Below are 23,310 nucleotides of genomic sequence, written 5' to 3'. Positions count from 1 at the left end.
CTCCCAAGCCTACCTACGTTCACCGGCCAGGCTGGTGCTGCAGAAGTGCGTGAAGGCCTCCAGAGGACCACGACGCCGCAGCCTGATCTTCACTGCCCCGGCCACCAGGGCGCCTGCCACCAAAAGCAGGATCATAGTGTGTTCTTGGGTCTGGGCGAACGGCGCTCCCGGCATCCGCCACAACGGGCCCAGCACCAGCAGATGGCCCACATAGAGGCTCAGCGGCATGGCCCCGGCCCCGGCCAGCGGTGCCAGGGCCAGGCCGGCCCAGCGGCTCAGGATCAGACAGAGGCCCAGCACCGCCACTGCGCAGCTGGCGGTGTGCAGCAGGTCCATTGTGGTGCCCTGGTGCGGCATCGGGATCAGGAACCACAGCGGATCACTGATCAGCGGCAGGAAATGGTCCCCGGTCTCCAATGAGCCTGCCAGGGCCGTGGGGTCGCCTGCGTAGGGCAGGAGGCGCTCAGTGAGCCCGGAGTGCGCCTGCACCAGCGAGCCCACTGCATAGGTGATTGCGGCACCTGCTGTGCCGAAGAGCACCAGCAGCAGCTGGGTGGTGGTGCTGCGCAGGTCCAGCCGGCCCACCGCCATCCCGACGAACAGATAGGCCGGCCACAGCAGCAGCGGGTAGTAACCGGTCACCACCAGGTCCAGCCCGAGCAGGCCGGGCTGGGTCAGATCGGCGAACCCGGGGGAGTGCCAGAGCCGATCCGGCGGCTCCACCGGGGAGGGCCGCAGCTGATTCTGCAACCACCAGTACAGCGGCGGGGCGGCCGCCAGCCAGCCTGCAGCCACCAGCATCAGGGCCCGGGCACCTAGGCGCAGGAACGGCAGCGCAAGGAGGAACATCAGCCCGTAGTGGACCAGAATGATCGCCACCCCGGCTCCCAGCATCGCGCAGCCCAAGCCGATCAGAATAATCAACACCGCCCGGACCGAGATCACCCTGCGATACCAGCCAGTTCTTCCACCGGAGCCCACCATCAGCGCCAGGCCCACTCCGGCCAGGACTGCGAACAGGGCTGCGGACCGTCCGGCGAAGAGCATCCCCGCCCAGGTGGCCTCGCCAGTGGCCGGATCGGAGGTGGGCAGCACATGCACGGTCATCATGCCCAGCAGGGCGATCCCGCGCGCAGCATCAACGCCCCAGAGTCTGCTCACACAGGTAGGCTACTCCCATGACCACCGATCCGAATGCCGCCACCCATCATGCCGCGGCAGACGTCACCTCCACCGGGCACGAGTTCGACCCCTACCTGGCCAAGGGGCAGGTCAAGCACCCCGACCAGACCGATCCCCACTTCGGACACCTGATCACCGCGATGGTCACGCCTTTCACCAAGGATGACCGGGTAGATTTCAAGGCTTTCGAGGCGCTGGCCGCCAAGCTGGTGGACGAGGGCAATGACGCCCTGGTGGTCTCCGGCACCACCGGTGAGACCTCCACCCTGGAGGACTACGAGAAGGCGGATCTGGTCCGTGCGGCGAAATCCGCCGTGGGGGACAGGGCCCGGATCATCGCCGGCACGTCCACCAACCACACCAGCCATGACCTGGAGATGGCCGCCAAGGCTGAGCGCGCCGGAGCCGACGGTCAGCTGGTGGTCACCCCCTACTACAACAAACCCTCCCAGGACGGCGTGCTGGCCCACTACCGGGCCGTGGCCGATGCCGCAGACCTGCCGCTGATGATCTACGACATCCCCGGGCGCACCGGCATCCCGATCGCCACTGAGACCATCCTCAGGCTGGCCGAGCACCCCCGGATCATGAGCCTGAAGGACGCTAAGAACGACATCACCGCCACCACCGAGGTGCTGACCAAGACCGATCTGGAGATCTACTCCGGAGATGACCAGAACGTGCTGGCCTGGATGGCCATGGGAGCGGCCGGCGTGGTCTCGGTGACCGCCCATGTGGCAGCCCCCACCTTCCGCCGCATGATCGATGCAGTGCTCAACTACGATCTGCGCGAAGCCCGCATCGCCCACGGCGAGCTGGGCCCGGTGATCCGCGCCCTGATGACCCGGGTCCAGGGTGCCGTCAGCTCCAAGCTGGTGCTGAACTGGATGGGATTCCCCATCAACACAGACGTCCGCCTGCCACTGGTGCAGGCAAATGAGGCCGAGCAGGAGCTCGTCCTCGCCGACCTGCGTGAAGCAGGCTGGAAGCTCTAGAAAGGAACCCGTCACAGCGTGACACCAGAAAAACTGCAGACACCCCCCAAACTCGCCAACGGCACCCTACGAATCGTGCCGCTGGGCGGGCTCGGTGAGATCGGGCGGAACATGACCGTCTTCGAGCTCAACGGCAAGCTGCTCATTGTGGACTGCGGGGTGCTCTTCCCCGAGGAGGAGCAGCCCGGGGTGGACCTGATCCTGCCGGACTTCAGCTACATCGAGGACCGGCTCGACGACGTGGTGGGCCTAGTGCTCACCCACGGCCATGAGGACCACATCGGCGCAGTGCCCTATCTGCTGCGGCAGAAGGAGGACATTCCGATCATCGGGTCCAAGCTGACCCTGGCCCTGGTGGAGGCCAAGCTGGCCGAGCACCGGCTCAACGCCTATACACTCACCGTGCGCGAGGGTGATGTGGAACAGCTGGGCCAGTTCGAATGCGAGTTCGTGGCCGTCAACCATTCCATCCCGGACGCGCTGGCCGTATTCATCCGCACTGAGGCCGGCACCGTCCTGCACACCGGGGACTTCAAGATGGACCAGCTGCCCCTGGACGGGCGGATCACCGATCTGCGCCACTTCGCCAAGCTCGGCGAGGAGGGCGTGGACATCTACCTCTCCGACTCCACCAACGCCCATATTCCCGGGTTCACCACCCCGGAGAAGGAGATCGGTCCCACTATCGACCAGGTGATCTCTAAGGCCCAGCGCCGGGTGATCGTGGCCAGCTTCGCCAGCCATATCCACCGGGTCCAGCAGGTATTGCACGCCGCCGCCGCGCACGGGCGGAAAGTGGCATTCGTAGGCCGGTCCATGGTGCGCAATATGTCCATCGCCAAGCAGCTGGGCTATCTGGAGATCCCCGAGGGCATTCTGATCGACCTCAAGAAGGTCGATTCGCTGCCCGATCACAAGGTGGTGCTGATGTCCACCGGCTCCCAGGGCGAGCCGATGGCCGCACTGTCCCGGATGGCCAATGGTGACCACCAGATCCAGGTGGGCGAAGGCGATACCGTGATCCTGGCGTCGTCGTTGATTCCCGGCAATGAGACCGGGGTCTACCGGGTGATCAACGGGCTGATGAAGCTCGGTGCCGATGTGGTGCACAAGGACAACGCCAAGGTCCACGTCTCCGGCCACGCCTCCGCCGGGGAGCTGATGTACACCTACAACATCCTCAAGCCGCGCAACGCGATGCCGGTCCACGGTGAGCACCGGCACCTGATCGCCAACGGCAAGCTCGCCGAGGCCACCGGGGTGGATCCGGAGCAGGTGCTGCTCTGCGAGGACGGCTCCGTGGTGGATCTGCGCGAGGGCAAAGCCCGGAAGGTGGGCCAGGTGGAGGCCGGCTATGTGTATGTGGACGGCTCCTCTGTGGGTGAGATCACCGACTCCGAGCTGAAGGACCGGCGCACCCTGGGCGAGGAGGGCTTCATCTCGGTGGTCACCGTGGTGAACCGGCAGACCGGCACCATCATCTCTGGGCCAGATATCCACGCCCGCGGTGTGGCTGAGGAGGACGAGGTGTTCAAGAACATCAAGCCCAAGATCGCCAAGGCGCTCACCGAGGCCATCCAGGACAATAAGGAACACACCACCCACCAGCTTCAGCAGATCGTGCGCCGCACCATCGGCTCCTGGGTCAGCCGCAAACTGCGCCGCAAGCCGATGATCGTGCCGGTAGTGGTGGAGACCTGATCCTCCCGGCCTAGGAGACCCAGGCGCGTATATGCGGCGACACGCCGGGCCCACCGGCTAAGTTGGGGGTATGGCGACACGTACTTCCCCCTCGCGGTCGGCCGGACAGAAGAAGAGTTCATCCGCCAAACCCCGCGCAGCGACGTCGAAGAAGAACCCTCCCCAGCAGGAGCGTGGCAATCTGGCCTTCACCGCTGCCCGCGGGATCTGGCTCGCCCTGGCCACCCCGGTGGGTGGGGCGGTGCGCAGTATCGGCCGGCAGGTGAAGATCCACCCCGATGACCGCCGCGACGGTGCCGGGCTGGTGTTCTTCCTGCTCGCGGCCCTGACCGCAGTGGTCGACTGGTGGGGTGCCCACCACTGGGACCACTGGGTCTCCGATGTGGTGCACCGGGTCACCGCCGGTACCTTCGGCTGGGCCTCCGTGCTGCTGCCGCTGGCGCTGCTGATCACCGCCATGCGCTATTTCCGCACGCCTCAGCAGCATGAGGCCAACGGTCGGGTGGCGATCGGGCTGTCCATTGTGCTCGCCGCCTCCGCCGGCCTGGCCCACCTCTCGGCCGGTGCCCCGACCATCAACGAGATCTTCGCCCAGACCGAGGACGGCGGCTTCCACCACATGATCGACTCCGGGGGCATCCTGGGCTATCTGGTGGTGGTTCCGATCGCCTCGCTGATCACCAGCTACCCGGTCTGGGTGCTGCTCTGTATGGTGCTGGCACTGGGCCTGCTGGTGCTCACCGACACCCCGGTCCGCCGCATCCCCGCCCGCCTGGCCGTGGCGCGCAACTACATCATCGGCGAACCCGGTGAGCGCCCCGCCCACGGCGCAGTGCCCTCCGGTGGTGCCGCCCAGCAGGCCGATGCTGAGTACTACGACGCCGCGGACAAGCCCCCGCGCCCACGCACTGGAAAAGCTGGCCGGGCCAAGAAGTCCGCCGCCAAGTCCGAGCGGCCCAGCTTCTTTGCCAAACTGACGGGGAACAGCGCAGAGCAGGATGCTGCAGAGCAGGATTCCGCGGAGCACCAGACAGCAGAGGACGACGCCGCCGGGGGGCGCCACAGTCAGGATCCGGCGGCCACCGCCCCCACCGAGGTCTTTGGTGCCGCCGAGGGTGCCTACGACTCCTCGGTCCATGTGGAGCCCAGCGCGGATGAGGCGCCCAAGCTCAAGCCCGGGCAGAAGCGGCCCACCAAGCACGAGCAGGAGGTGGCCGCAGCCAAGCGCGCGGCAGGCATCACCGACTCCGGCAGCCAAGGCGGGTCCACAGCGGCCTCGGCAAAGTCCTCCCCTAAGCCCACGGCCACGCCGGAGGCCCCGGCACCGGCCACTGACCTGCCGGTGCGCAGCGAGCAGCTGGAACTCTCCGGGGACGTTACCTACACCCTGCCCGAGCAGTCCCTGCTGCCGGCCGGCCCGGCCCCCAAGCACAACACGGAGGCCAATGCAGAGATCGTGGCCGCCCTGGACGCCACCTTCCAGCAGTTCAAGGTGGACGCCGAGGTCACCGGCTTCAGCCGCGGCCCCACAGTGACCCGCTACGAGATCGAGCTGGCCCCTGGCACCAAGGTGGAGAAGGTCACCACTCTGGAGAAGAACATCGCCTATGCGGTGGCCTCCAATGAGGTGCGCATCCTCAGCCCCATCCCGGGCAAATCCGCCATCGGCATCGAGATCCCCAACCGGGACAAGGAGGCCGTGGCCCTGGGCGATGTGCTGCGCTCCAACGCCGCCCGCAGGCTCGAACACCCCATGGTGATGGGCGTGGGCAAGGACGTCGAGGGCGGGTTCGTGGTGGCCAATCTCGCCAAGATGCCGCACCTGTTGGTGGCCGGTGCCACCGGGGCCGGTAAGTCCGCGTTCATCAACTCGATGATCACCTCGGTGCTGATGCGCGCCACCCCGGACGAGGTCCGGATGGTCATGGTGGACCCCAAACGGGTGGAGCTGACCGCCTTCGAGGGTATCCCGCACCTGGTCACCCCCATCATCACCGACCCCAAGAAGGCCGCAGAGGCCCTGGAGTGGGTCTGCAAGGAGATGGACAACCGCTACGACGACCTCGCGCACTTCGGGTACAAGAAGATCGACGAGTTCAACGCCGCGGTCCGGGCCGGGAAGATCACCCTGCCCCCGGACTCCAAGCGGGTGCTGCGCCCCTACCCCTACCTGCTGGTGATCGTCGACGAGCTGGCCGATCTGATGATGGTGGCCCCCCGGGATGTGGAGGATTCCATCGTGCGGATCACCCAGCTGGCCCGGGCCGCCGGCATCCACCTGGTGCTGGCCACTCAGCGGCCCTCGGTCAACGTGGTCACCGGGCTGATCAAGGCCAATGTGCCCTCCCGGATGGCTTTTGCCACCAGCTCCGCCACCGATTCGCGCGTGGTGCTGGACTCGGTGGGCGCGGAGAAGCTGCTGGGCCAGGGCGATGCCCTGTTCCTGCCGATGGGCCAGTCCAAGCCGATGCGCGTGCAGGGCGCCTGGGTCAACGAGTCCGAGGTCGAGGCCGTGGTGGCCCATGTGAAGTCACAGCTGAAGGCCCAGTACCGCGAGGATGCGGTCAAGGCCATGGAGCCCAAGAAGCGTGAGATCGACGAGGACATCGGCGAGGACCTGGACCTGCTGCTGGCGGCCACCGAACTGGTGGTCACCACCCAGTTCGGTTCCACCTCCATGCTGCAGCGCAAACTGAAGATGGGCTTCGCCAAGGCCGGGCGGATCATGGACCTCATGGAGTCCCGCGGGGTGGTGGGACCCTCCGAGGGCTCCAAGGCCCGCGATGTGCTGGTTGCCCCCGAGGAGCTGGGCGAAGTCCTGGCAGCGATCAAGGGAGAGGGAGACGACGACGACGCCCCACAGCCCTTCGACGCAGCGGCTGAGGTGGAGACGGCGGAGTCCGTGCCCGTGACGGAGCAGACTGAGGCGGTACCGGCTGCTGCAGCCGGCGAGCAGGAGCCGCCGTCATCTGATGCTGCGGAGAACGACTGGGCCGCGGACCTCATCGCCCGGGATATGGCCGAACGCACCCGCGACCTCACCGAGGTCATGGACTACAACGACGGCGCGGAGAACCCCACCGACTCGGAGGACGCCTGGGCCCTGACCGGCCGGCGCTGAGCTGCCCTGACCTACTCCTGCGGGATAACCCCCTGATAACCGGAATTAGGTAGAGTCAGACCCTGATGAATGTGAACCCGCAGGCACCGCTGCTCAACATCGCGAATGTGCTCACGATGCTGCGCATTGCCCTGGTGCCGATCATGGTGGTGTTCCTGCTCATGGACGCCGAGGCCACCGGCTCCGGCCTGGCCCCCTGGGAGGCCCAGAATGGTGGCTGGCGCTGGGCCGCGGCCGCGGTGTTCACCGCCGCGATGATCACCGACAAGATTGACGGCGATCTGGCCCGCGCCCGGAACCTGGTCACAGATTTCGGCAAGATCGCTGATCCGATCGCCGATAAGCTGCTGGTAGGTGCCGCACTGATCATGCTCTCCCTGCTGGGCGAGCTCTGGTGGTGGGTGACCATCGTGATCCTGGTCCGTGAGCTCGGCATCACTGCGCTGCGGATGTGGATGATCCGCACCCAGGTGATGCCCGCCTCCCGCGGCGGCAAATGGAAGACTGCCCTGCAGGCCGCCGGCCTGTTCCTGATGCTGCTGCCGCTGGCGGCCTTCGCCAGCTGGCTGGCCACCGCGGCGCTGTGGGTGATGCTCGCCGCGATGGTGATCACCGTGGTCACCGGCATCGACTACATCATCCAGGCCGTGCACATCCGCCGAGTCGCCAGGGGGAACATATGAGCCCGAACCGCGACGATATCGAGCTCATCCAACGGATGGGGCACCGGGGAATCAGCCTGGCCACTGCCGAATCACTGACCGCCGGAGCTCTGGCTGCGCGGATCGCTGAGGTCCCCGGAGCCTCGGTGGCTCTGCTGGGCGGAGTCATCGCCTACTGCAACGAGGTCAAGCAGGAGACCCTCGGCGTGGACTCCGGCCTGTTGGAGGAGAAGGGAGCGGTGGATGGGGAGGTCGCCGCCCAGATGGCCGCCGGCGCCGCAGCGGCCTGTCACGCCGGGATCGGGGTCTCCACCACCGGTGTGGCCGGTCCGGAGCCCCACCAAGGCAAGCCGGTGGGGACTGTGTATGTGGGCATCTCAGCCGATGCCCGCGTCGTCGGCCGTTATCGGCTCAGCCTCCCCGAGGACTGCGCAGAATGTCCCGCCGAGGAGGGCCTGGCCGGATACCGGCTGCTGGAGTTGGACGGTGACCGGGCCAGCATCCGTCAAGCCAGCGTGGAGGCTGCACTGAAGCTGGTGCGCGATCTTCTACATACAGAGCCTGCAGGCCTGCCGGAAGCTCCCTGAGTTCGGCTACAGTGGGGAACAAAATAGCGGTACAGCAGGTTGGGCTAGTCGAAAGTCGTACACGCGAGGGAGAATCTCATGGTCCGTCAGCCAGTCACAGTCAATGGCGTCACCCGGTGGAAGGACACCGAGACCGAAGGCCTGCCCACCGAGGCTCGCGAGGCCAAAGGTGTGGTGCTCCGCCAGGAGATCGGCGATGTGCTGCGCAGCATCCGGCAGTCCGAGGGCCGTACCCTGCGCGATGTCTCCCATGACGCCCGGGTCTCCCTGGGCTACCTCTCCGAGGTGGAACGCGGGCAGAAGGAGGCCTCCTCCGAGCTGCTGGCCAGCATCTGCACCGCACTGAACGTGCCGCTGGCCGTGATGCTCTTCCAGGTGGCCGAGCGCATCGCCGCAGCTGAGGGCCTGCAGGTGCCAGACACAGTGCCCACCGAGATGCAGCGGGAGTTCCACAGTGCTTCTCCCGTCGGCGGGGAGACCACCCCGTTCGACTCCGTGCTGGTCACGGCAGCCAGGTAATCTGGCACCTTACTCGGCCGCAGACGGACTGCAGCCGAGCACCCGCTAAACTGGCCAGCATGGTTTCTGAGGATCGCCGCGCCCACGTCAAGGAGCTCCAGCAGGAGCTGCACCGACTCTTCCTGCGCCGGCGGCATAATGCGATCCAGCTGGCCCGCACCATCGACCCGGAGATCGAACCGGCCGCCTACTCCATCCTCTTCACCCTGCAGCGCGAAGGCGCCCAGCGGATGACCGATATCTCCAAGCACCTCGGCATCGGCAAACCGACCCTCTCCCGCCAGCTGACCACTCTGGCCGAACGTGGATTCATCACCAAGAAAGCAGACCCCGCCGACGGCCGGGCACTGGTCATCTCGCTGACCGAACAGGGCAAATCCCGGCTGGAGGCCGCCCAGAAGCAGCGCTCGGAGCGCTATCTGCACATGCTGGAAGTCTGGAGTGAGGAGGAGATCATGTCACTCTCCGCACTGGTGGCCAAGCTGAATCAGACCTACGCAGAGTACGACGACGCCCCCGCAGTCGCTGCCAGCCCGGGTGAAGATGCCCCGCAGGCCGCTGCTGATCCCGGGGCAGCAGATTCGAAGGCTGCCTGATTGGCCTCGATGCGCGAATCCCGGTTCTGGGCGCTGATGGAGGGCGAGTTCGGTGGACGCTATGCCCATGTGCTGGCCGACCAGCTGGTCATCACCTCTCTGCAGCTCACCGCCAAGCAGGCGCTGGCCGCCGGGGTACCGGCTCGCCAGGTCTGGGAGGAGCTCTGCGAACAGCAGGATGTGCCCCAGGAGCGCCGGCTGGGCAAGGACAACCCGCCTAAACGGTAGGGCAGGTTCACCGGGCAGCCGGCGGGCCCAAGGGCAGAGGTTCAGCGGGCACCCGGCGTGTTGCTCGAATACCTGTTCGATTAGGCGTAGAGTTTTCCCCAGCAGAGATCTGGGGCTGCCGGCCCACCGGATGCTCCACAGATCCATGATCCGACAATCGGCATGTCGGGGGCTGCCCGTAGTCTCGATCATGTCAGCAGAAGAACAACTTATCGAGAGGTGAAACATGGCGACCAGCCCAGACCGACAGAAGGCCCTCGAGGCCGCACTGGCCCAGATCGACAAGCAGTATGGCAAGGGCTCGGTGATGCGCCTGGGCGATGAGACCCGCGCCCCGATTGAGGCCATCCCCACCTCCTCCATCGCGATGGACGCGGCCCTGGGCATCGGTGGGTTCCCGCGCGGCCGTGTGGTGGAGATCTACGGTCCGGAGTCCTCCGGTAAGACCACGGTGGCCCTGCATGCAGTGGCCAACGCGCAGAAGAACGGCGGGATCGCCGCGTTCATCGACGCCGAGCACGCCCTGGACCCCAGCTACGCCGAGAAGCTCGGGGTCAACACTGACGAGCTGTTGGTCTCCCAGCCGGACACCGGGGAGCAGGCCCTGGAGATTATGGACATGCTGGTCTCCTCCGGCTCGCTGGACATCGTGGTCATCGACTCAGTGGCCGCCCTGGTGCCCCGCGCTGAGATCGAGGGCGAGATGGGCGACAGCCATGTGGGCCTGCAGGCCCGGCTGATGTCCCAGGCGCTGCGTAAGATCACCGGCCGGCTGGCCCAGACCAACACCACCGCTGTGTTCATCAACCAGCTGCGTGAGAAGGTCGGCGTGTTCTTCGGCTCTCCGGAGACCACCTCCGGCGGTAAGGCACTGAAGTTCTACGCCTCCGTGCGCGTTGACGTGCGCCGGATCGAGACGCTGAAGGAAGGCGTCAACGCGGTGGGCAACCGGACCCGGGCCAAGATCGTGAAGAACAAGATGGCCCCGCCCTTCAAGCAGGCTGAGTTCGACATCCTCTACGGCGAGGGCATCTCCCGTGAGGGCGGGCTCATTGACGTCGGCGTGGAGAACGGGCTGGTCAAGAAGTCCGGAGCCTGGTTCACCTATGACGGAGACCAGCTGGGCCAGGGCAAGGAGAAGGCCCGCCAGTTCCTCAAGGACAACCCTGATCTCGCCGATGAGATCGAGCTGCGCATCAAGCAGAAGCTCGGCATCATCAAGACCGAGGATGAAGGTCCCGAACTCCAGGCCGTCTGATGAGCGATTCAAAGATCGAGGCGCTGAAGGACACCCTGGCCCGGTACGAGTCCGGGGAGCTGAGCTCCGATCTCTTTGCTGGCGACGCCGAGCTGAGCTCGGCTGCGCCCCGGTCCAGACAGCAGGCGGGGCAGCGGCAAGCGGAGACGCCGGCTGATCAGGCAGCGCAGGCACCGGCTGAGCGGGCACCGGCAGCGGAGGAGCAGTACGGCAAAGCCCGGGCCGTGGTGCTGCGCAAGCTCACCGGCTCGGCCAAGTCCCGGCATCAGCTTGCCGAGGCGCTGCGCGAGAAGGAGTACAGCGAAGAGGTCATCACCCGCGTGCTGGACCGGATGGAAGAGGTCCAGCTCATCGACGATGCCGCCTTCGCCCGCACCTGGGTCCGCACCCGCCACGAGCTCAAAGGCCTCGGCACTGCGGCGCTGCGCCGAGAGTTGCAGGACAAGGGCGTCTCCGCGGAGCATATCGAAGCCGCCCTGGAACAGCTCACCGCCGAGGATGAAGATGCCGCGGCGCGTGAGCTGATTGAGGCCAAGCTGCGCGGGGTGGTGATACCCATCGGCAACGGGGTTCAGGACCGCAAGGAACGCGAGAAGATCACCCGCCGGCTGGTGAGCATGCTGGGCCGCCGGGGGCACACCCCCGCCGCAGCCTTCCAGCTGGTCCGTGAGGAACTCGACCGAAGAGCAGCCTGAACACCGGCTCCCAGCACGGCTCGGTAGAATCACCCCAATGACTGAAGCACTCCTGGAACGCACCGACACCCCGGCCGCTGAACGCACCTATGAGGTGCGCACCTTCGGCTGCCAGATGAACGTGCACGACTCCGAGCGGATCTCCGGGCTGCTCGAAGCGGCCGGCTACGCCAAAGCGAAGCAGGGAGCCACCCCGGATCTGGTGGTCTTCAACACCTGCGCGGTCCGTGAGAACGCCGACAACCGGCTCTACGGCAACCTTGGCCAGCTGAAACCGGTCAAAGAGGCCAGCGGTATGCAGATCGCAGTGGGTGGCTGCCTGGCCCAGAAGGACCAGAACGCCGTCCTGGAGAAAGCGCCCTGGGTAGATGTGGTCTTCGGCACCCACAACATCGGCTCGCTGCCCACCCTGCTGGAACGCTCACGGCACAACCGAGAGGCCAGCATCGAGATTCTCGAAGCGCTTGAGACCTTCCCCTCCACTCTGCCCACTAAGCGCGAATCGGTGCACTCCGGATGGGTGTCCATCTCAGTGGGCTGCAACAACACCTGCACCTTCTGCATCGTGCCCAGCCTCCGCGGTAAGGAGAAGGACCGCCGCCCCGGGGAGATCCTCGCCGAGGTCCAGGCCCTGGTGGACGACGGCGCCGTCGAGGTGACCCTGTTGGGGCAGAACGTCAACACCTACGGTGTGGAGTTCGGCGACCGCACCGCCTTCGCCAAACTGTTGCGCGCTTGTGGTGAGATCCAGGGCTTGGAGCGGGTTCGGTTCACCTCCCCCCATCCGGCCAGCTTCACCGATGACGTCATCGAGGCCATGGCCGAGACCCCCAATGTGATGCCGCAGCTGCATATGCCGCTGCAGTCCGGCTCCGACCGGATCCTTAAAGCCATGCGCCGCTCCTACCGGGGTAAGAAGTTCCTCGGCATCCTGGACAAGGTCCGGGAACGGATGCCCCATGCCGCGGTGACCACCGATATCATCGTCGGCTTCCCCGGGGAGACCGAGGAGGACTTTGAAGACACCATGCGCGTGGTGGAGGCCTCCCGGTTCGCCTCAGCCTTCACATTCCAGTACTCCAAACGCCCGGGAACCCCCGCTGCCGAGATGGCCGAGCAGATCCCCAAAGAGGTGGTCCAGGCCCGCTTCGAGAGGCTGACCGCTCTGCAGGACCGGATCACCGCAGAGGAGAACGCCGCGCAGGTCGGCACCTTCCAGGAACTTCTGGTCACCGCTGACTCCGGCTCCAAGGGAGCTAAGACCGGCCGGCTCTCCGGGCGGGCACCGGATAACCGGCTGGTGCACTTCAGCGTCCCCGCCGGGGCCGAGACCCCGCGCCCGGGGGACTTCGTCACCGTGCCGATCACTGAGGCCGGCAGCTTCCACCTGCTCTCCGACCCATCGGTTGAGCAGTTCAGCCTGCGCCGCTCCAGGGCCGGGGATGCGTGGGACCGTTGGCAAGCAGACTCCTGCGGGGTCGGCATCACCCAGGTCGGCGGAAACAAGCCCAGCACCGTCTCGCTGGGGCTACCCACCCTGCGCCCAGGCACCTGAGGTGGTAACACCGCCGGAGCAGATCCCGCTGGTCGTTCTGCTGGGCCCCACCGCCTCCGGGAAGACCGGGCTCAGCATCGAGCTGGCCCACCGACTCGCAGCTGAAGGTGCCCCTGGGGAGATCATCAACGCCGACTCCATGCAGCTCTACCGGGGAATGGACATCGGCACCGCCAAAGCAGATGCCGCGGAGCGGCAGGGACACCCGCACCACCTCTTCGACATCCTGGAGGTCACCCAGGAAGCCTCAGTGGCCGCCTATCAGCAGCAGGCCCGGGAGACCGTGGCGGCTGTCCGCGCCCGCGGGAACACCCCGATCCTGGTTGGCGGTTCGGGACTCTACCTGCGGGCCGTCACAGACATCATTGAGTTTCCGCCCACAGATCCGCAGCTGCGGCGCCAGCTCGAATCCGAACTCGCCGCAGAGGGTGCTGCAGCCCTGCGCGAGGAGCTGCGCCGGGCCGACCCGGAATCCGCCTCCGTGATCAAGGACGAGCGCAGACTGATCCGGGCCCTGGAGGTCATCCGGCTCACCGGGCGCAGCTTCACCTCGTATATGCCGCAGCGCAGTTATGAGCCCACTGTGGAGCCAGTCATCCAGATCGGTCTGAGAGTCCAGCGCAGTCTGCTGCACCGCCGGATCGAGCAGCGGGTCCAGCAGATGCGCCAGAAAGGCCTGCTGGAGGAGGTGCGCCGGTTGGAGGAAGCCGGGCTGCGCCGGGGGCGAACCGCACCGGCGGCCATCGGCTACCAGCAGTTCCTGCGGGTGCTCGACGGTGCCCTCTCCGAGGACCAAGCGGTGGAGGAGACCATCGTGGCAACCCGAAAATTCGCCCGCCGTCAGGAGACTTGGTTCCGCGCCGACCACCGCATCATCTGGCTGGACGCTCTGGGCGAGAACCTCGCCGAGCAGGCCATGGAAGCAATTGCAGGACTCACTGGTTGAATAGGACTATGCGCTTCACCAAAGCCCACGCCACCGGCAATGACTTCGTGATGATCAACGACGCCGCCGGTCAGCTCCATCTGCCCGCCCAGCAGGCAGCCCAGCTCTGTGACCGGCACCTGGGCATCGGCGCCGACGGGCTGATCCGGGCCGTGCCGGCCCACCGGACCGAGGACGGCCGCACCGCCCTGACCCGGGCGGAGCTGACCAGTACCGATGAAGCGCCGGTCTGGTTCATGGACTACCGCAACGCAGACGGGACCGCTGCTGAGATGTGCGGCAACGGCGTGCGGGCCTTCGCGCATTTCCTGGTGGCCGAGCGGCTAGCGGAGCTCACCGAGGGCGATTCCCTGCCCGTACTGACCAGGGCCGGACTGCGCACCGTACAGCGGGTCCCGGAAGGCTATGCGGTCGGGATGGGCATCTGGTCCTTCATCGACCCGCAGATGGCCTCAGAATCAGCCTCCGACTCCCTGGTCCAGGCACGGGGACTCACCGACCCCCGGCCGGCGCTGAGCATCTCAATGGGCAACCCGCACACTGTGGTGGCCCTGCCCGATGCGCAGACCCTGCAGCAGCTGGACCTGCACGCCGCCCCCACCGTTGAGCCGGTTCCGCCGCAGGGGACCAATGTGGAGTTCGTGGTCCCGGCAGACCCACTGGTGGAAGGCGGCGTCGGCCGTATCCAGATGCGGGTGCACGAACGCGGTGTGGGCGAGACCCTCTCCTGCGGCACCGGTACCTGTGCCGCAGCAGCGGCAGTGCGGGTCTGGGTCGGCGCGGATGCCGTGAACACCTGGCAGGTCGCAGTCCCCGGTGGAGAGGTCACAGTCACCTTTGCCTCCCGCTCCGACGGCGCCGAGGACGTGACTCTGGCCGGTCCGGCCGTACTCGTCTACTCCGGAGAGCTCACGGCATAGTAATCGCATGAATCGCGCCTTCTTCACCGCCCCGGCAACGGCTGCCCTGCTCGTCTCCTGCGGCAGCAGCCCGGAGCCCACTGAGGAGCCCCCCACGGCGGATGACCGGCTCGGCATAGCACTGGAGCAGTACGCCGGCGCCCCGGAAGGCGCATTCCCCCAGCTCGAGGACCTTGAGCCGGCCAACCCTCATCCCGAGCCGCTGAGCTCCAGCGAGGCGGACCAGCTTGATCCAGATCTCGCCGCAGAGCCGGCGGAACTGCCCGGTGGGGACTTTGAGTTCGATCCGGAGAGCCATCTCATCGAGGACGCTGCAACTCTGGAGCCCGCCCAGCCGCAGGAGCCCATTCTGGAGGAGCTGCCTGATCAGCCGATAGCGGCCCTGAGCCAGGACGGCCATCTGCATCTGACCACTTGGGGGAGCTCCAGCTGCCCCTCCCGGGTCACCGGTCTTGAGCACCAGGGCCCCGCGGAGCTGCGCGTCACCCTGGATTTCCCCTATGAAGACACCCCATGCACAGCAGATATGGCCGCCACCACCCATGTGCTCGAGCTGCCCGAGGAGGCACAGGAGCTGCCGCTGACCGTTCAGCTGGACCATGAGCAGCTCGACACCATGACAGAGCCTCTCGAAGTGGTGCAGCTGCGCCCCGGTGACTAATCCCGGTGACTAACCCTGGAGACTAGTCCGGGAGACGAGCCCCCGGAGGCTAAACCCGTTTCAGCCCGGAGACCAGGCCGGCGGATCAAACAGCCGCTCGGCCTCGGCGCCCAGGGTGCGCAGCACCAGGGAACTGAACAGCACGGTGCCCACTGCCAGCGAGTCCCCCTGCTGCAGCTGCTCCAACAGCTGGGGCGAACCCGCTGCCTCATGCACCCCGGCGGTGCCCAGATCATCCAGTCGCAGCCAGTCCCATCCCGGAGCCTGGGGCCACTCGGAGCGCTCCGGAGTGCCGGTATAGGCTCCCGGCAGCTCCACAAACACCTTGCGCCCCGGAAAGGGCTGCAGCTCCGCGATGAACCCGGCCAGATCCTTGCCGGGGGGCAGGCAGACCAGCACCTGCCGGAGCTCCGCCGCCTCGGTGTCAGCTTCCCCTGCGCCCGCGCTGGGGTTCCGGGCTTCCTGAGGCATCACCTGCGAGGCGAACTCCAAGGCCGCCCGCAGCCCCGCACCGGAGACAGCTGAGTCCACCACGCACCGCACACCGGGCACCGCCCCGCCGGGGGTCTTACCTCCAAGCACGACGCCGCCACCGGGCATCACACCGCCGGCCACCTCGCCACGGGGTATCACCGCCCCATCGGCAGCCCCGCCTTCGGGCACGACGCCGCCACCGGGCACCGCATGGACCGAGAGCCGCCCCGGGTACCGCACCGAGCGCACCACTTCCGCCAGAGTGGGCATCAGCGTACGACGATTCGTTCCCGCGGGGTCGGTGTCGTCACATATGGCGCATAACGGGTGCTCGGCGGGCAGAAAATGGGCAGTAGGTGACGATGAAACGGGTTTAGGGCCGGCGTGTCGTGCGGAACTGCGCATATTCCTTGAACCGCCCGTCACTGAACCGTCCGCCACTAAACCGTCCGCCACAGCAACCCCTGCGGCAACACCGGCCGCCGCGTTAGCCCGCTGGAACCCCGCCGGCAGATGGGCAACCAGTCCCGCGGCGTCGTCCTCCGCCCCAACCAGCTGCGCACCGGTCTCGGCGCAGCGCTGGGCCAGGATCTCCGCCACCTCAGCAGACTGCGGGCAACTGACCACCAGCTGCGTGCTCCCGGTGATCACCTCGGACTTATCCCGGGCCACATCTGCCACAGTGGGGCCCAACAGGTCCAGATGCTCGGCGAAGATACTGGTCACCACCACCGCATCCAATGGCCAGTGGCTCAGATCGTCCGAGGCCCCGCCGATCCCCGCCTCAGCCACCAGCACCTCACAGTCCTGCTGCGCCGCAGCCAGAAACCCCATCAGCAGGAACACTCCTGTGGGAGCCAGATAGCCGCTCTCAGCTGTGGCCGGCGGCAGCTGTGCCTGAGCCTGGGCAATCCTCAACAGAAGGCGGCGCCGTTCCTGCTCCGGGAGCACCACACCGTTGATCCGTATCCGGTCCGCATTAGAGAGCACCCCGGGGCTCATCACTGTGCCCACCCGGTGGCCCAACCCCGCTAAGGCGGCGGAGGCGTAGGCGCTGGCGGTGCCCTTGCCCTTGGAGCCGACCACTCCGATGGTTCGGTGCGCAGCGGTTTCTGGGTCATACTCCAGGGCCTGCATCAGCGCCCGGGTCCGCTCCAATGACCTGGCGGAGACCCCGCGCAGGGCCCGCCACTCGCCGAAGACCACCTGCTCTTCCAACTGGTCTGTGGGCAGTGCCGCCAGCGGGGCGGCGTCGTGCTGGTCCACCCGACCGGGCTGGTTCACCGGACCGAACAGCGTCATCCGATCCGCCCGCGCGCCACCCGCAGAATCCGGAACCCCTTGGAACTGGCGGTGCGCTCGGCAGAAAAATCCTCACCGACCACTGCCAGCATCGAGGTCATCCACGTCAGCAGCGAATCCGCACCCAGATTCTTCTGCACCACCAACCACGCCTCACCGCCCTCGTCCAGCCGCGGCAGCCACAGTTCCAGCAGCTCATGCAGGGCCGGTTTGCCGATCCGGATCGGCGGATTGGACCAGATGGTGGCGAACCGCTGCCCGGCGGGGACCTCCTCCGGAGCGCAGACCCGCACATTCTCCAGCCCCAGGGCGGCAGCGTTCTCCGCGCACAAGACGCGCGCCCGCTCGTTGATGTCCACTGCCCACACTGTGGCATCTGGGGAGAGCATCGCCATGGTCAGGGCCAGCGGCCCCCACCCACAGCCGATGTCCAGCAGCTGTCCGGAGGCCGCCGGTGCGGGGACCTCACGCAGCAGCACCTGGGTGCCTTTGTCCACCGCTTCGGGGGAGAAGATCCCCGCGGACGTGCTGACCTCCACCTGCCGGCTGGCGAGCTCCACATTGATCCGGCGCCGTGAGAACGGCCCCTCCGGCGCGCTGAAATAGTGCGAACTGTTCACCCTTGTTAGACTAGTACCCATGTGGATTCGCCCATTGCAGTACGCACGGCCCCGTCACGCGGCCTGAAGCGTACAGACCAGCTCCCGGCCGCTGTGGAGACAGTGCCGGTTGAGCCTGCCCGAATCCTTTACCCCAACACAAGTCCCGCACCCTTAGGTGAACCCCAGGCCGACGACGCCGCCCCTCTCACCTGCTCACCGCGGGCAAGGAATTCATGACTGAACAGAAAAACACCCCAGAAGCCTCATCCACCATCGATGAGACCATCGCCCGCATTCTCGCTGCCGGCGAGAAGGCCCCAGAGACCAGCGCCACTGAGATTGTGCCTGATCCGGAGTTCGCCACTGAGGAGGAGGCCCAGCGCCGCCGGATCCTCAGCGACCGGGCCCGTGAGCTGGCCGAGTCGGCCGAGCACACCGAGTATGACGGCGAGCAGTACGACCTCTTTGAGCGCCGCAGCCTGCGCCGGGTAGAAGGCCTCTCCACTGAGCTCGAGGACGTCACCGAGGTCGAATACCGGCAGCTGCGCCTGGAGCGCGTGGTGCTGGCCGGGCTCTGGAGCGGTGGCTCGGCAGCGGAGGCCGAATACTCCCTGCGTGAGTTGGCTGCCCTGGCCGAAACTGCCGGCTCCACTGTGCTCGACGGTTTCCTGCAGCGGCGCGCCACCCCGGATCCGGGCACCTTCTTCGGCTCCGGCAAGGCGGTAGAGATCAAGGAGGCAGTTGCTGAACTGGGCGCTGACACCGTGGTGGTGGACTCCGAGTTAGCGCCCTCCCAGCGCCGCGGGCTGGAGGACATCGTCAAGGTCAAGGTGATCGACCGCACCGGTCTGATCCTGGACATCTTCGCCCAGCACGCCAAGTCCCGAGAAGGCAAGGCCCAGGTGGAGCTTGCCCAGCTGGAATACCTGCTGCCGAGACTGCGCGGCTGGGGCGAGTCGATGTCCCGGCAGGCCGGCGGTCAGGTGGGCGGCGCCGGTGCCGGGATGGGCTCCCGCGGACCGGGTGAGACCAAGATCGAGCTGGACCGCCGCCGGATCAACCAGCGGATGGCCAAGCTGCGCCGGGAGATCGCCGGGATGAAACCGGCCCGGGAGGCCAAGCGGGCCAACCGCAAGCGCAATGCGGTGCCCTCGGTTGCGATCGCCGGCTATACCAACGCCGGCAAATCCAGCCTGCTCAACCGGCTCACCGACGCCGGGGTTCTGGTGGAGAACGCCCTGTTCGCCACATTGGACCCCACCACCCGCAAGGCGGTCACCCCCGACGGGATCGGCTACACGCTCTCGGACACGGTGGGCTTTGTGCGCCAGCTGCCCACCCAGTTGGTGGAGGCCTTCCGCTCCACCCTGGAGGAGGTGGCAGATGCCGACCTGATCCTGCATGTGGTGGATGCATCGCATCCGGAGCCGGAGGGTCAGATTGCCGCGGTGCGGACAGTGCTGGCCGAGGTGGACGCCCATCAGGTCGATGAGATCGTCGTGCTGAACAAGGCCGATGCCGCCTCCGAGCATGTCATCGAACGCATCCGGCGCCGCGAGCCGCATACCGCGGTGGTCTCGGCCCACACCGGGGAGGGCATCGAAGAGCTCAAAGAGCTCATCAGCGCCTCCATCCCGCGGCCCAGTGTGGAGCTGGAGCTGCTGATCCCCTATGAGCACGGTGAGATCGTCTCCCGCCTGCACGCTGAGGATGCCGAGATCCTCAGCACTGAGTATCAGGAGGCCGGCACCCGGCTCAGCGTGAAGGTTCGCCCTGCCCTGGCCCCCGAGTTGGAGCGCTACCAGGTCTGACCTGCCCCGTAGAATGAGGCGGATGAGTGAGACTGCTGCCTCTGCCGGGAAGCTTGCCGAACGACTTCTCGACACGGCGGTGGACTCCTTCGGCGGAGCCCGCCGCCCTGGTCAGGAGCAGATGGCGCGGCGTGTCGGCGATGCGCTGAGCACCGGCAAGCACCTGCTGGTCCAGGCCGGTACCGGCACCGGTAAATCTCTTGCCTACCTGGTTCCCGCCGTCCACCATGCTGTCACCACCGGAAAGCCGGTGCTGGTCTCCACAGCCACCTTGGCGCTGCAGGCCCAGATCATGGGCAGAGATCTGCCCCGGCTGCTGAGCAGCATCGAGCATCAGCTGCCGCGCAAGGCCAAGGTCGCTCTGGTCAAGGGCCGCTCCAACTACCTGTGCAAGCAGAAGCTGGCGGGCGGGTTCCCTGAGGACGATCATGACCAGGAGGCGCTCTTTGCCGCGGCGGTGGAGCCCACTGGGGGCGTGACCACCTATGAGCCCACATCCAAACTGGGCAAGGAAGTGGCCATGCTGCGAGACTGGGCGGAGGAGACGGACACCGGGGACCGGGACGATCTGCCCTCCGGGGTCACCGACCGGGCCTGGCGGCAGGTCTCGGTCAACGCCGTGGACTGCTTGGGGCGGAAGTGCTCCATGTTCGAGGAATGCTTCTCCGAACTGGCCCGCCAGGACGCCAAGGAGGCGGATCTGGTGGTCACCAACCATGCGATGCTGGCCATCGATGCCTTCGAAGGGCTGGAGGTGCTCCCGGAACATGATGCGGTGATCATCGATGAGGCCCATGAGCTGGCTGAGCGGGTCACCTCAGCGGTTACCGCCCAGCTCTCAGCACAGATGATCCAGGCAGCGGCCAGCTCCATGCGCAAGTACACCGCCCTGGAGGTTGAAGGACTGCAGAATGCCGCCAAGGCACTGGAGGCTGCCTTCAGCTCAGTGGCGGACGGGCTGCTGGAGCGTGGCCTGAACCCGCAGCAGGTCAACGCGGTGGAGTCGGTGCGCAATGCGGCCAAGACCCTGCTTGCAGACTCGGAGCCGAATAAGAACAAAGACCAGTCCGATGCCGAAGCTGGCCGGACCACGGCACGGGCCCGTCTCCAGGCGGTCTACGACGCCGCCGAGCGGATCCTGGGCAGCCCCGAGACCCCGGATGTGGTCTGGGTGGACAGACCGGGCAGCTTCGTGCCCGGTAAGGGGTATCAGCAGGCTGATCTCAGTGAACCGCCGATGCTCTATGTAGCACCGACTACGGTGGCGGGCCGGCTGCGGGAGGGGCTCTTCGGCAGCCGCACCGTGGTGCTCACCTCGGCGACCCTGACCATCGGGGACAGCTTTGACCCTGTGGCCGGGTCCTTGGGCCTGTTGGGCGAGGGAGCTCCAGCCTATGACGCCCTCGATGTGGGCACTCCGTTCAACTACCGCAGCCAGGGCATTCTCTATGTGGCGAGTCACCTTCCGGCCCCCTCGCTGAAGACCAAGGAGGCCCAGCACCAGGAGCTGGCGGGGCTGATCGAGGCCTGCGGCGGGGCGACCCTGGGGCTGTTCTCCTCCCGCCGGGCCGCCGAGGAGGCAGCCGAGGCCCTGCGCGAACGGCTGGAGGTGCCGATTCTCTGCCAGGGGGATTCCACCATGTCCGCACTGGTGCGGGAGTTCTCAGAGGATGAGGCCACCTGCCTGTTCGGCACAATGAGCCTCTGGCAGGGCGTGGATGTCCCGGGGCGTTCCTGCCGGATGGTGGCCATCGACAGGATTCCTTTCCCTCGCCCTGATGATCCGCTGAACAACGCGCGCAGCCAGGAGATCGCCAGAGCGGGTGGCAACGGGTTCATGCAGGTGGCGGCCACCCATGCAGCGGTGAGGCTGAGCCAGGGCGCCGGGCGGCTGATCCGAAGCACTCAGGACCGAGGGGTATTGGCCATCCTGGATTCCAGGCTCGCCCATGCCCGCTACGGCGGCTTCCTGCGCAAGTCGATGCCGGACCTGTGGCCCACCACTGACGGTGAGTTCGTCAGGCAGGCCCTCGCCCGCCTCCGTTAAGCCCCCGCGGCGGGCGCGCGACGACTTGGCCCGCACAACCGCCTAGAGCTGGAGCGTCTAGAGGCTGCGCAGAACGGTGACGACCTTGCCCATGATGGTGGCGTGGTCGCCGAGGATGGGCTCATACTGAGAGTTCTGCGGCAGCAGCCACTGGTGCCCGTCCCGGCGTTTGAGCACCTTCACTGTGGCCTCATCCTCCAAGAGTGCTGCCACGATATCGCCATTATCGGCATCCAGCTGACGGCGAACCACCACCCAGTCGCCCTCAAAGATCCCGGCATCGATCATGGAGTCGCCGCGGACCTGCAGCATGAACAGCTCGCCCTCGCCGGTCAGCTGACGCGGCAGCGGCATCACATCCTCCACATGCTGCTCCGCCAGGATGGGTCCGCCGGCAGCAATCCGCCCCACCACCGGGACATCGGCGGTCCGGGAGTCGGCCTCTGCGCGGTAGCTGGCCAGGCTCACCACAGTGGAGTCCATCTCACTCTCGGTGGACTCTTCGGCCAGCTCAGCCTCTTCGGGCACTAGAAGGTTGCCGTCGGGATCACGGATGACCTCCATGGCCCGGGGCTTGCCCGGGTCCCTGCGGATATAACCGCGCTCCTGCAGGCGGGAGAGCTGATGGGTGACCGAGGAGAGCGACTTCAGTCCCACGGCATCGCCGATCTCGCGCATGGATGGCGGATACTTCCGTTCCGCCAGGGACTCTTGGATCGTCTCGACGATCCGCCGCTGGCGGGGGGTCAGCGCGCGGCGCTGGGCCCGGGTGGGGCCGGTGTAGCCAACCATGGTTCTCTCCTTGCCGGATCGGGAGCATCTCCGACCCTCCTGATGGGATGGTCAGCGACGTCGCCGGTGCAGGTATTGACCGTCGGTGCCGCTTTCGAACTCGTTACTCATGGTACTCGAAACCGAACAAGGGTTCCATAGAAATACGCGAGTGTCGTAGACCAGGTTCGAAACAATGTGCTATACATGGAATACACGTTCGATTTCAGGAGGAACTTCCCCATGACTGCCACCGCCGCAATCGAAACAAGCATCGATACTCAGGCCGTTGTCTCGGCGCCCAGCTCAGCGCCCGCGGCTGCAGTGCAGCTGACCCGCCGGGGCAGACTGCTTCTCCTGGGACTGCCGGCCCTGCTGCTGGCTGCCGGGCTGCTGGCTGCGCTCCTGTTCTCCGCAGGCTCCCTGCTCAACCAGGCCCAGGCCACCACTGCCGCAGACCACGGGGTCCAGGCTGAGCAGATCACCGTGGCCGAGGGGGAGACCCTGTGGTCGATCGCCTCCGCGGCTGACTCCGACACTGAGGTGCAGCAGCTGATCACCCAGATCGCTGAGCTCAACGGGCTGGACTCCGCGCAGCTGCAGCCCGGCCAGGTGCTCCATATCCCTGTGGACTGAGCGTGCTGGGCCCGGGCGGGCACGCAGTAGGCCCTCTAAGA

The 23,310-nt window shown here is 66.7% G+C and carries 21 protein-coding genes; 17 read left to right on the top strand and 4 right to left on the bottom strand.

The genetic code is table 11. The annotated features are described in order from the left end of the window. Nucleotides 1–9: 9 nt before the first annotated feature. On the bottom strand, nucleotides 10–1,161 hold the full coding sequence (locus GNZ21_RS07530) for a heparan-alpha-glucosaminide N-acetyltransferase domain-containing protein (RefSeq protein ID WP_157322921.1): 1,152 nt from the start codon (nucleotides 1,159–1,161) through the stop codon (nucleotides 10–12). 161 nt (nucleotides 1,162–1,322) lie between these two features. On the opposite strand from GNZ21_RS07530, the gene dapA reads away from it, so the two are divergent. The 14 genes from dapA (at nucleotide 1,323) to GNZ21_RS07460 (ending at nucleotide 15,626) form a co-directional block, all read left to right on the top strand. Further along, nucleotides 1,323–2,177: a 4-hydroxy-tetrahydrodipicolinate synthase gene (dapA, locus tag GNZ21_RS07525; RefSeq protein WP_229659434.1), complete on the top strand. Its 855-nt coding sequence runs from the start codon at nucleotides 1,323–1,325 to the stop codon at nucleotides 2,175–2,177. 18 nt (nucleotides 2,178–2,195) lie between these two features. Then, on the top strand, nucleotides 2,196–3,878 hold the full coding sequence (locus GNZ21_RS07520; protein WP_188503544.1) for a ribonuclease J: 1,683 nt from the start codon (nucleotides 2,196–2,198) through the stop codon (nucleotides 3,876–3,878). Between the two features lie 70 nt (nucleotides 3,879–3,948). After that, nucleotides 3,949–6,999 carry a DNA translocase FtsK gene (locus GNZ21_RS07515; RefSeq protein ID WP_157322917.1) on the top strand — a complete coding sequence of 1,017 codons (3,051 nt, stop codon included), beginning with the start codon at nucleotides 3,949–3,951 and terminating at the stop codon, nucleotides 6,997–6,999. A 65-nt stretch (nucleotides 7,000–7,064) separates the two neighbouring features. Continuing rightward, nucleotides 7,065–7,682 (top strand): CDP-diacylglycerol--glycerol-3-phosphate 3-phosphatidyltransferase, encoded by a 618-nt coding sequence (gene pgsA, locus GNZ21_RS07510; protein WP_157322915.1) that lies wholly within the window; start codon nucleotides 7,065–7,067, stop codon nucleotides 7,680–7,682. Next, nucleotides 7,679–8,248 carry a CinA family protein gene (locus GNZ21_RS07505; protein ID WP_157322913.1) on the top strand — a complete coding sequence of 190 codons (570 nt, stop codon included), beginning with the start codon at nucleotides 7,679–7,681 and terminating at the stop codon, nucleotides 8,246–8,248. Before pgsA ends, GNZ21_RS07505 begins: the two co-directional genes overlap by 4 nt. A gap of 78 nt (nucleotides 8,249–8,326) precedes the next feature. Further along, on the top strand, nucleotides 8,327–8,767 hold the full coding sequence (locus GNZ21_RS07500; protein ID WP_157322911.1) for a helix-turn-helix domain-containing protein: 441 nt from the start codon (nucleotides 8,327–8,329) through the stop codon (nucleotides 8,765–8,767). Nucleotides 8,768–8,826: 59 nt separating this feature from the next. Then, entirely contained in the window at nucleotides 8,827–9,363 is a 537-nt protein-coding gene (locus GNZ21_RS07495; protein ID WP_157322908.1) for a MarR family winged helix-turn-helix transcriptional regulator, read from the top strand. A 9-nt stretch (nucleotides 9,364–9,372) separates the two neighbouring features. Continuing rightward, complete coding sequence (locus GNZ21_RS07490) at nucleotides 9,373–9,591, top strand: DUF3046 domain-containing protein (protein WP_157323000.1); 219 nt, start codon at nucleotides 9,373–9,375, stop codon at nucleotides 9,589–9,591. 226 nt (nucleotides 9,592–9,817) lie between these two features. Further along, complete coding sequence (recA, locus tag GNZ21_RS07485; RefSeq protein ID WP_157322906.1) at nucleotides 9,818–10,849, top strand: recombinase RecA; 1,032 nt, start codon at nucleotides 9,818–9,820, stop codon at nucleotides 10,847–10,849. Next, nucleotides 10,849–11,544, top strand: a complete 696-nt coding sequence (locus GNZ21_RS07480) for a regulatory protein RecX (RefSeq protein ID WP_157322904.1) — start codon at nucleotides 10,849–10,851, stop codon at nucleotides 11,542–11,544. The genes recA and GNZ21_RS07480 overlap by 1 nt, the downstream gene beginning before the upstream one ends. A 37-nt stretch (nucleotides 11,545–11,581) precedes the next feature. Next, complete coding sequence (gene miaB / locus GNZ21_RS07475) at nucleotides 11,582–13,099, top strand: tRNA (N6-isopentenyl adenosine(37)-C2)-methylthiotransferase MiaB (RefSeq protein ID WP_157322901.1); 1,518 nt, start codon at nucleotides 11,582–11,584, stop codon at nucleotides 13,097–13,099. 1 nt (nucleotide 13,100) lies between these two features. Beyond that, the gene (miaA, locus tag GNZ21_RS07470; protein ID WP_229659427.1) at nucleotides 13,101–14,045 is read left to right on the top strand and encodes a tRNA (adenosine(37)-N6)-dimethylallyltransferase MiaA; all 945 of its coding nucleotides are present in this window, start codon (nucleotides 13,101–13,103) and stop codon (nucleotides 14,043–14,045) included. 8 nt (nucleotides 14,046–14,053) lie between these two features. Further along, nucleotides 14,054–14,965, top strand: coding sequence for a diaminopimelate epimerase (gene dapF, locus GNZ21_RS07465; RefSeq protein WP_157322897.1), 912 nt, complete (start codon nucleotides 14,054–14,056; stop codon nucleotides 14,963–14,965). A 7-nt stretch (nucleotides 14,966–14,972) separates the two neighbouring features. After that, nucleotides 14,973–15,626, top strand: coding sequence for a hypothetical protein (locus GNZ21_RS07460; protein ID WP_157322895.1), 654 nt, complete (start codon nucleotides 14,973–14,975; stop codon nucleotides 15,624–15,626). A gap of 60 nt (nucleotides 15,627–15,686) precedes the next feature. Here the strand turns inward: GNZ21_RS07460 and GNZ21_RS07455 are convergent, their stop codons facing one another. After that, the gene (locus GNZ21_RS07455) at nucleotides 15,687–17,402 is read right to left on the bottom strand and encodes a folylpolyglutamate synthase/dihydrofolate synthase family protein (protein ID WP_157322893.1); all 1,716 of its coding nucleotides are present in this window, start codon (nucleotides 17,400–17,402) and stop codon (nucleotides 15,687–15,689) included. After that, a complete protein-coding gene (locus GNZ21_RS07450; protein WP_188503543.1) occupies nucleotides 17,399–18,022 on the bottom strand; it encodes a class I SAM-dependent methyltransferase in 624 nt (207 codons plus the stop codon). Before GNZ21_RS07450 ends, GNZ21_RS07455 begins: the two co-directional genes overlap by 4 nt. A gap of 215 nt (nucleotides 18,023–18,237) precedes the next feature. Here GNZ21_RS07450 and hflX point away from each other — a divergent pair, with 215 nt between their 5' ends. Further along, nucleotides 18,238–19,815 (top strand): GTPase HflX, encoded by a 1,578-nt coding sequence (gene hflX, locus GNZ21_RS07445; protein ID WP_157322889.1) that lies wholly within the window; start codon nucleotides 18,238–18,240, stop codon nucleotides 19,813–19,815. 22 nt (nucleotides 19,816–19,837) lie between these two features. Beyond that, entirely contained in the window at nucleotides 19,838–21,862 is a 2,025-nt protein-coding gene (locus GNZ21_RS07440) for an ATP-dependent DNA helicase (RefSeq protein ID WP_157322887.1), read from the top strand. A gap of 57 nt (nucleotides 21,863–21,919) precedes the next feature. Here the strand turns inward: GNZ21_RS07440 and lexA are convergent, their stop codons facing one another. Further along, on the bottom strand, nucleotides 21,920–22,654 hold the full coding sequence (gene lexA, locus GNZ21_RS07435) for a transcriptional repressor LexA (protein WP_157322885.1): 735 nt from the start codon (nucleotides 22,652–22,654) through the stop codon (nucleotides 21,920–21,922). 222 nt (nucleotides 22,655–22,876) lie between these two features. Between lexA and GNZ21_RS07430 the strand changes: the two genes are divergently transcribed. Beyond that, a complete protein-coding gene (locus GNZ21_RS07430) occupies nucleotides 22,877–23,269 on the top strand; it encodes a LysM peptidoglycan-binding domain-containing protein (protein ID WP_157322883.1) in 393 nt (130 codons plus the stop codon). The last annotated feature ends 41 nt before the right edge of the window (nucleotides 23,270–23,310 follow it).

Origin of the sequence: Nesterenkonia alkaliphila (assembly GCF_009758175.1) — a bacterium.
In the GTDB taxonomy this organism is placed as follows: domain Bacteria; phylum Actinomycetota; class Actinomycetes; order Actinomycetales; family Micrococcaceae; genus Nesterenkonia; species Nesterenkonia alkaliphila.
Note: the sequence above shows the minus strand (reverse complement) of the source record. Positions and strands in the feature narration are given on the sequence as shown.

What these genes read in the sequence shown, in the direction of transcription:
- dapA (WP_229659434.1), top strand. Translation starts at nt 1,323, where the DNA reads ATGGTCACGCCTTTCACCAAGGATGACCGGGTAGATTTCAAGGCTTTC.
- GNZ21_RS07515 (WP_157322917.1), top strand. Translation starts at nt 3,949, where the DNA reads ATGGCGACACGTACTTCCCCCTCGCGGTCGGCCGGACAGAAGAAGAGT.
- pgsA (WP_157322915.1), top strand. Translation starts at nt 7,065, where the DNA reads ATGAATGTGAACCCGCAGGCACCGCTGCTCAACATCGCGAATGTGCTC.
- GNZ21_RS07505 (WP_157322913.1), top strand. Translation starts at nt 7,679, where the DNA reads ATGAGCCCGAACCGCGACGATATCGAGCTCATCCAACGGATGGGGCAC.
- GNZ21_RS07500 (WP_157322911.1), top strand. Translation starts at nt 8,327, where the DNA reads ATGGTCCGTCAGCCAGTCACAGTCAATGGCGTCACCCGGTGGAAGGAC.
- GNZ21_RS07495 (WP_157322908.1), top strand. Translation starts at nt 8,827, where the DNA reads ATGGTTTCTGAGGATCGCCGCGCCCACGTCAAGGAGCTCCAGCAGGAG.
- GNZ21_RS07490 (WP_157323000.1), top strand. Translation starts at nt 9,373, where the DNA reads ATGCGCGAATCCCGGTTCTGGGCGCTGATGGAGGGCGAGTTCGGTGGA.
- recA (WP_157322906.1), top strand. Translation starts at nt 9,818, where the DNA reads ATGGCGACCAGCCCAGACCGACAGAAGGCCCTCGAGGCCGCACTGGCC.
- GNZ21_RS07480 (WP_157322904.1), top strand. Translation starts at nt 10,849, where the DNA reads ATGAGCGATTCAAAGATCGAGGCGCTGAAGGACACCCTGGCCCGGTAC.
- miaB (WP_157322901.1), top strand. Translation starts at nt 11,582, where the DNA reads ATGACTGAAGCACTCCTGGAACGCACCGACACCCCGGCCGCTGAACGC.
- dapF (WP_157322897.1), top strand. Translation starts at nt 14,054, where the DNA reads ATGCGCTTCACCAAAGCCCACGCCACCGGCAATGACTTCGTGATGATC.
- GNZ21_RS07460 (WP_157322895.1), top strand. Translation starts at nt 14,973, where the DNA reads ATGAATCGCGCCTTCTTCACCGCCCCGGCAACGGCTGCCCTGCTCGTC.
- GNZ21_RS07455 (WP_157322893.1), bottom strand. Translation starts at nt 17,402, where the DNA reads ATGACGCTGTTCGGTCCGGTGAACCAGCCCGGTCGGGTGGACCAGCAC.
- hflX (WP_157322889.1), top strand. Translation starts at nt 18,238, where the DNA reads ATGACTGAACAGAAAAACACCCCAGAAGCCTCATCCACCATCGATGAG.
- GNZ21_RS07440 (WP_157322887.1), top strand. Translation starts at nt 19,838, where the DNA reads ATGAGTGAGACTGCTGCCTCTGCCGGGAAGCTTGCCGAACGACTTCTC.
- lexA (WP_157322885.1), bottom strand. Translation starts at nt 22,654, where the DNA reads ATGGTTGGCTACACCGGCCCCACCCGGGCCCAGCGCCGCGCGCTGACC.
- GNZ21_RS07430 (WP_157322883.1), top strand. Translation starts at nt 22,877, where the DNA reads ATGACTGCCACCGCCGCAATCGAAACAAGCATCGATACTCAGGCCGTT.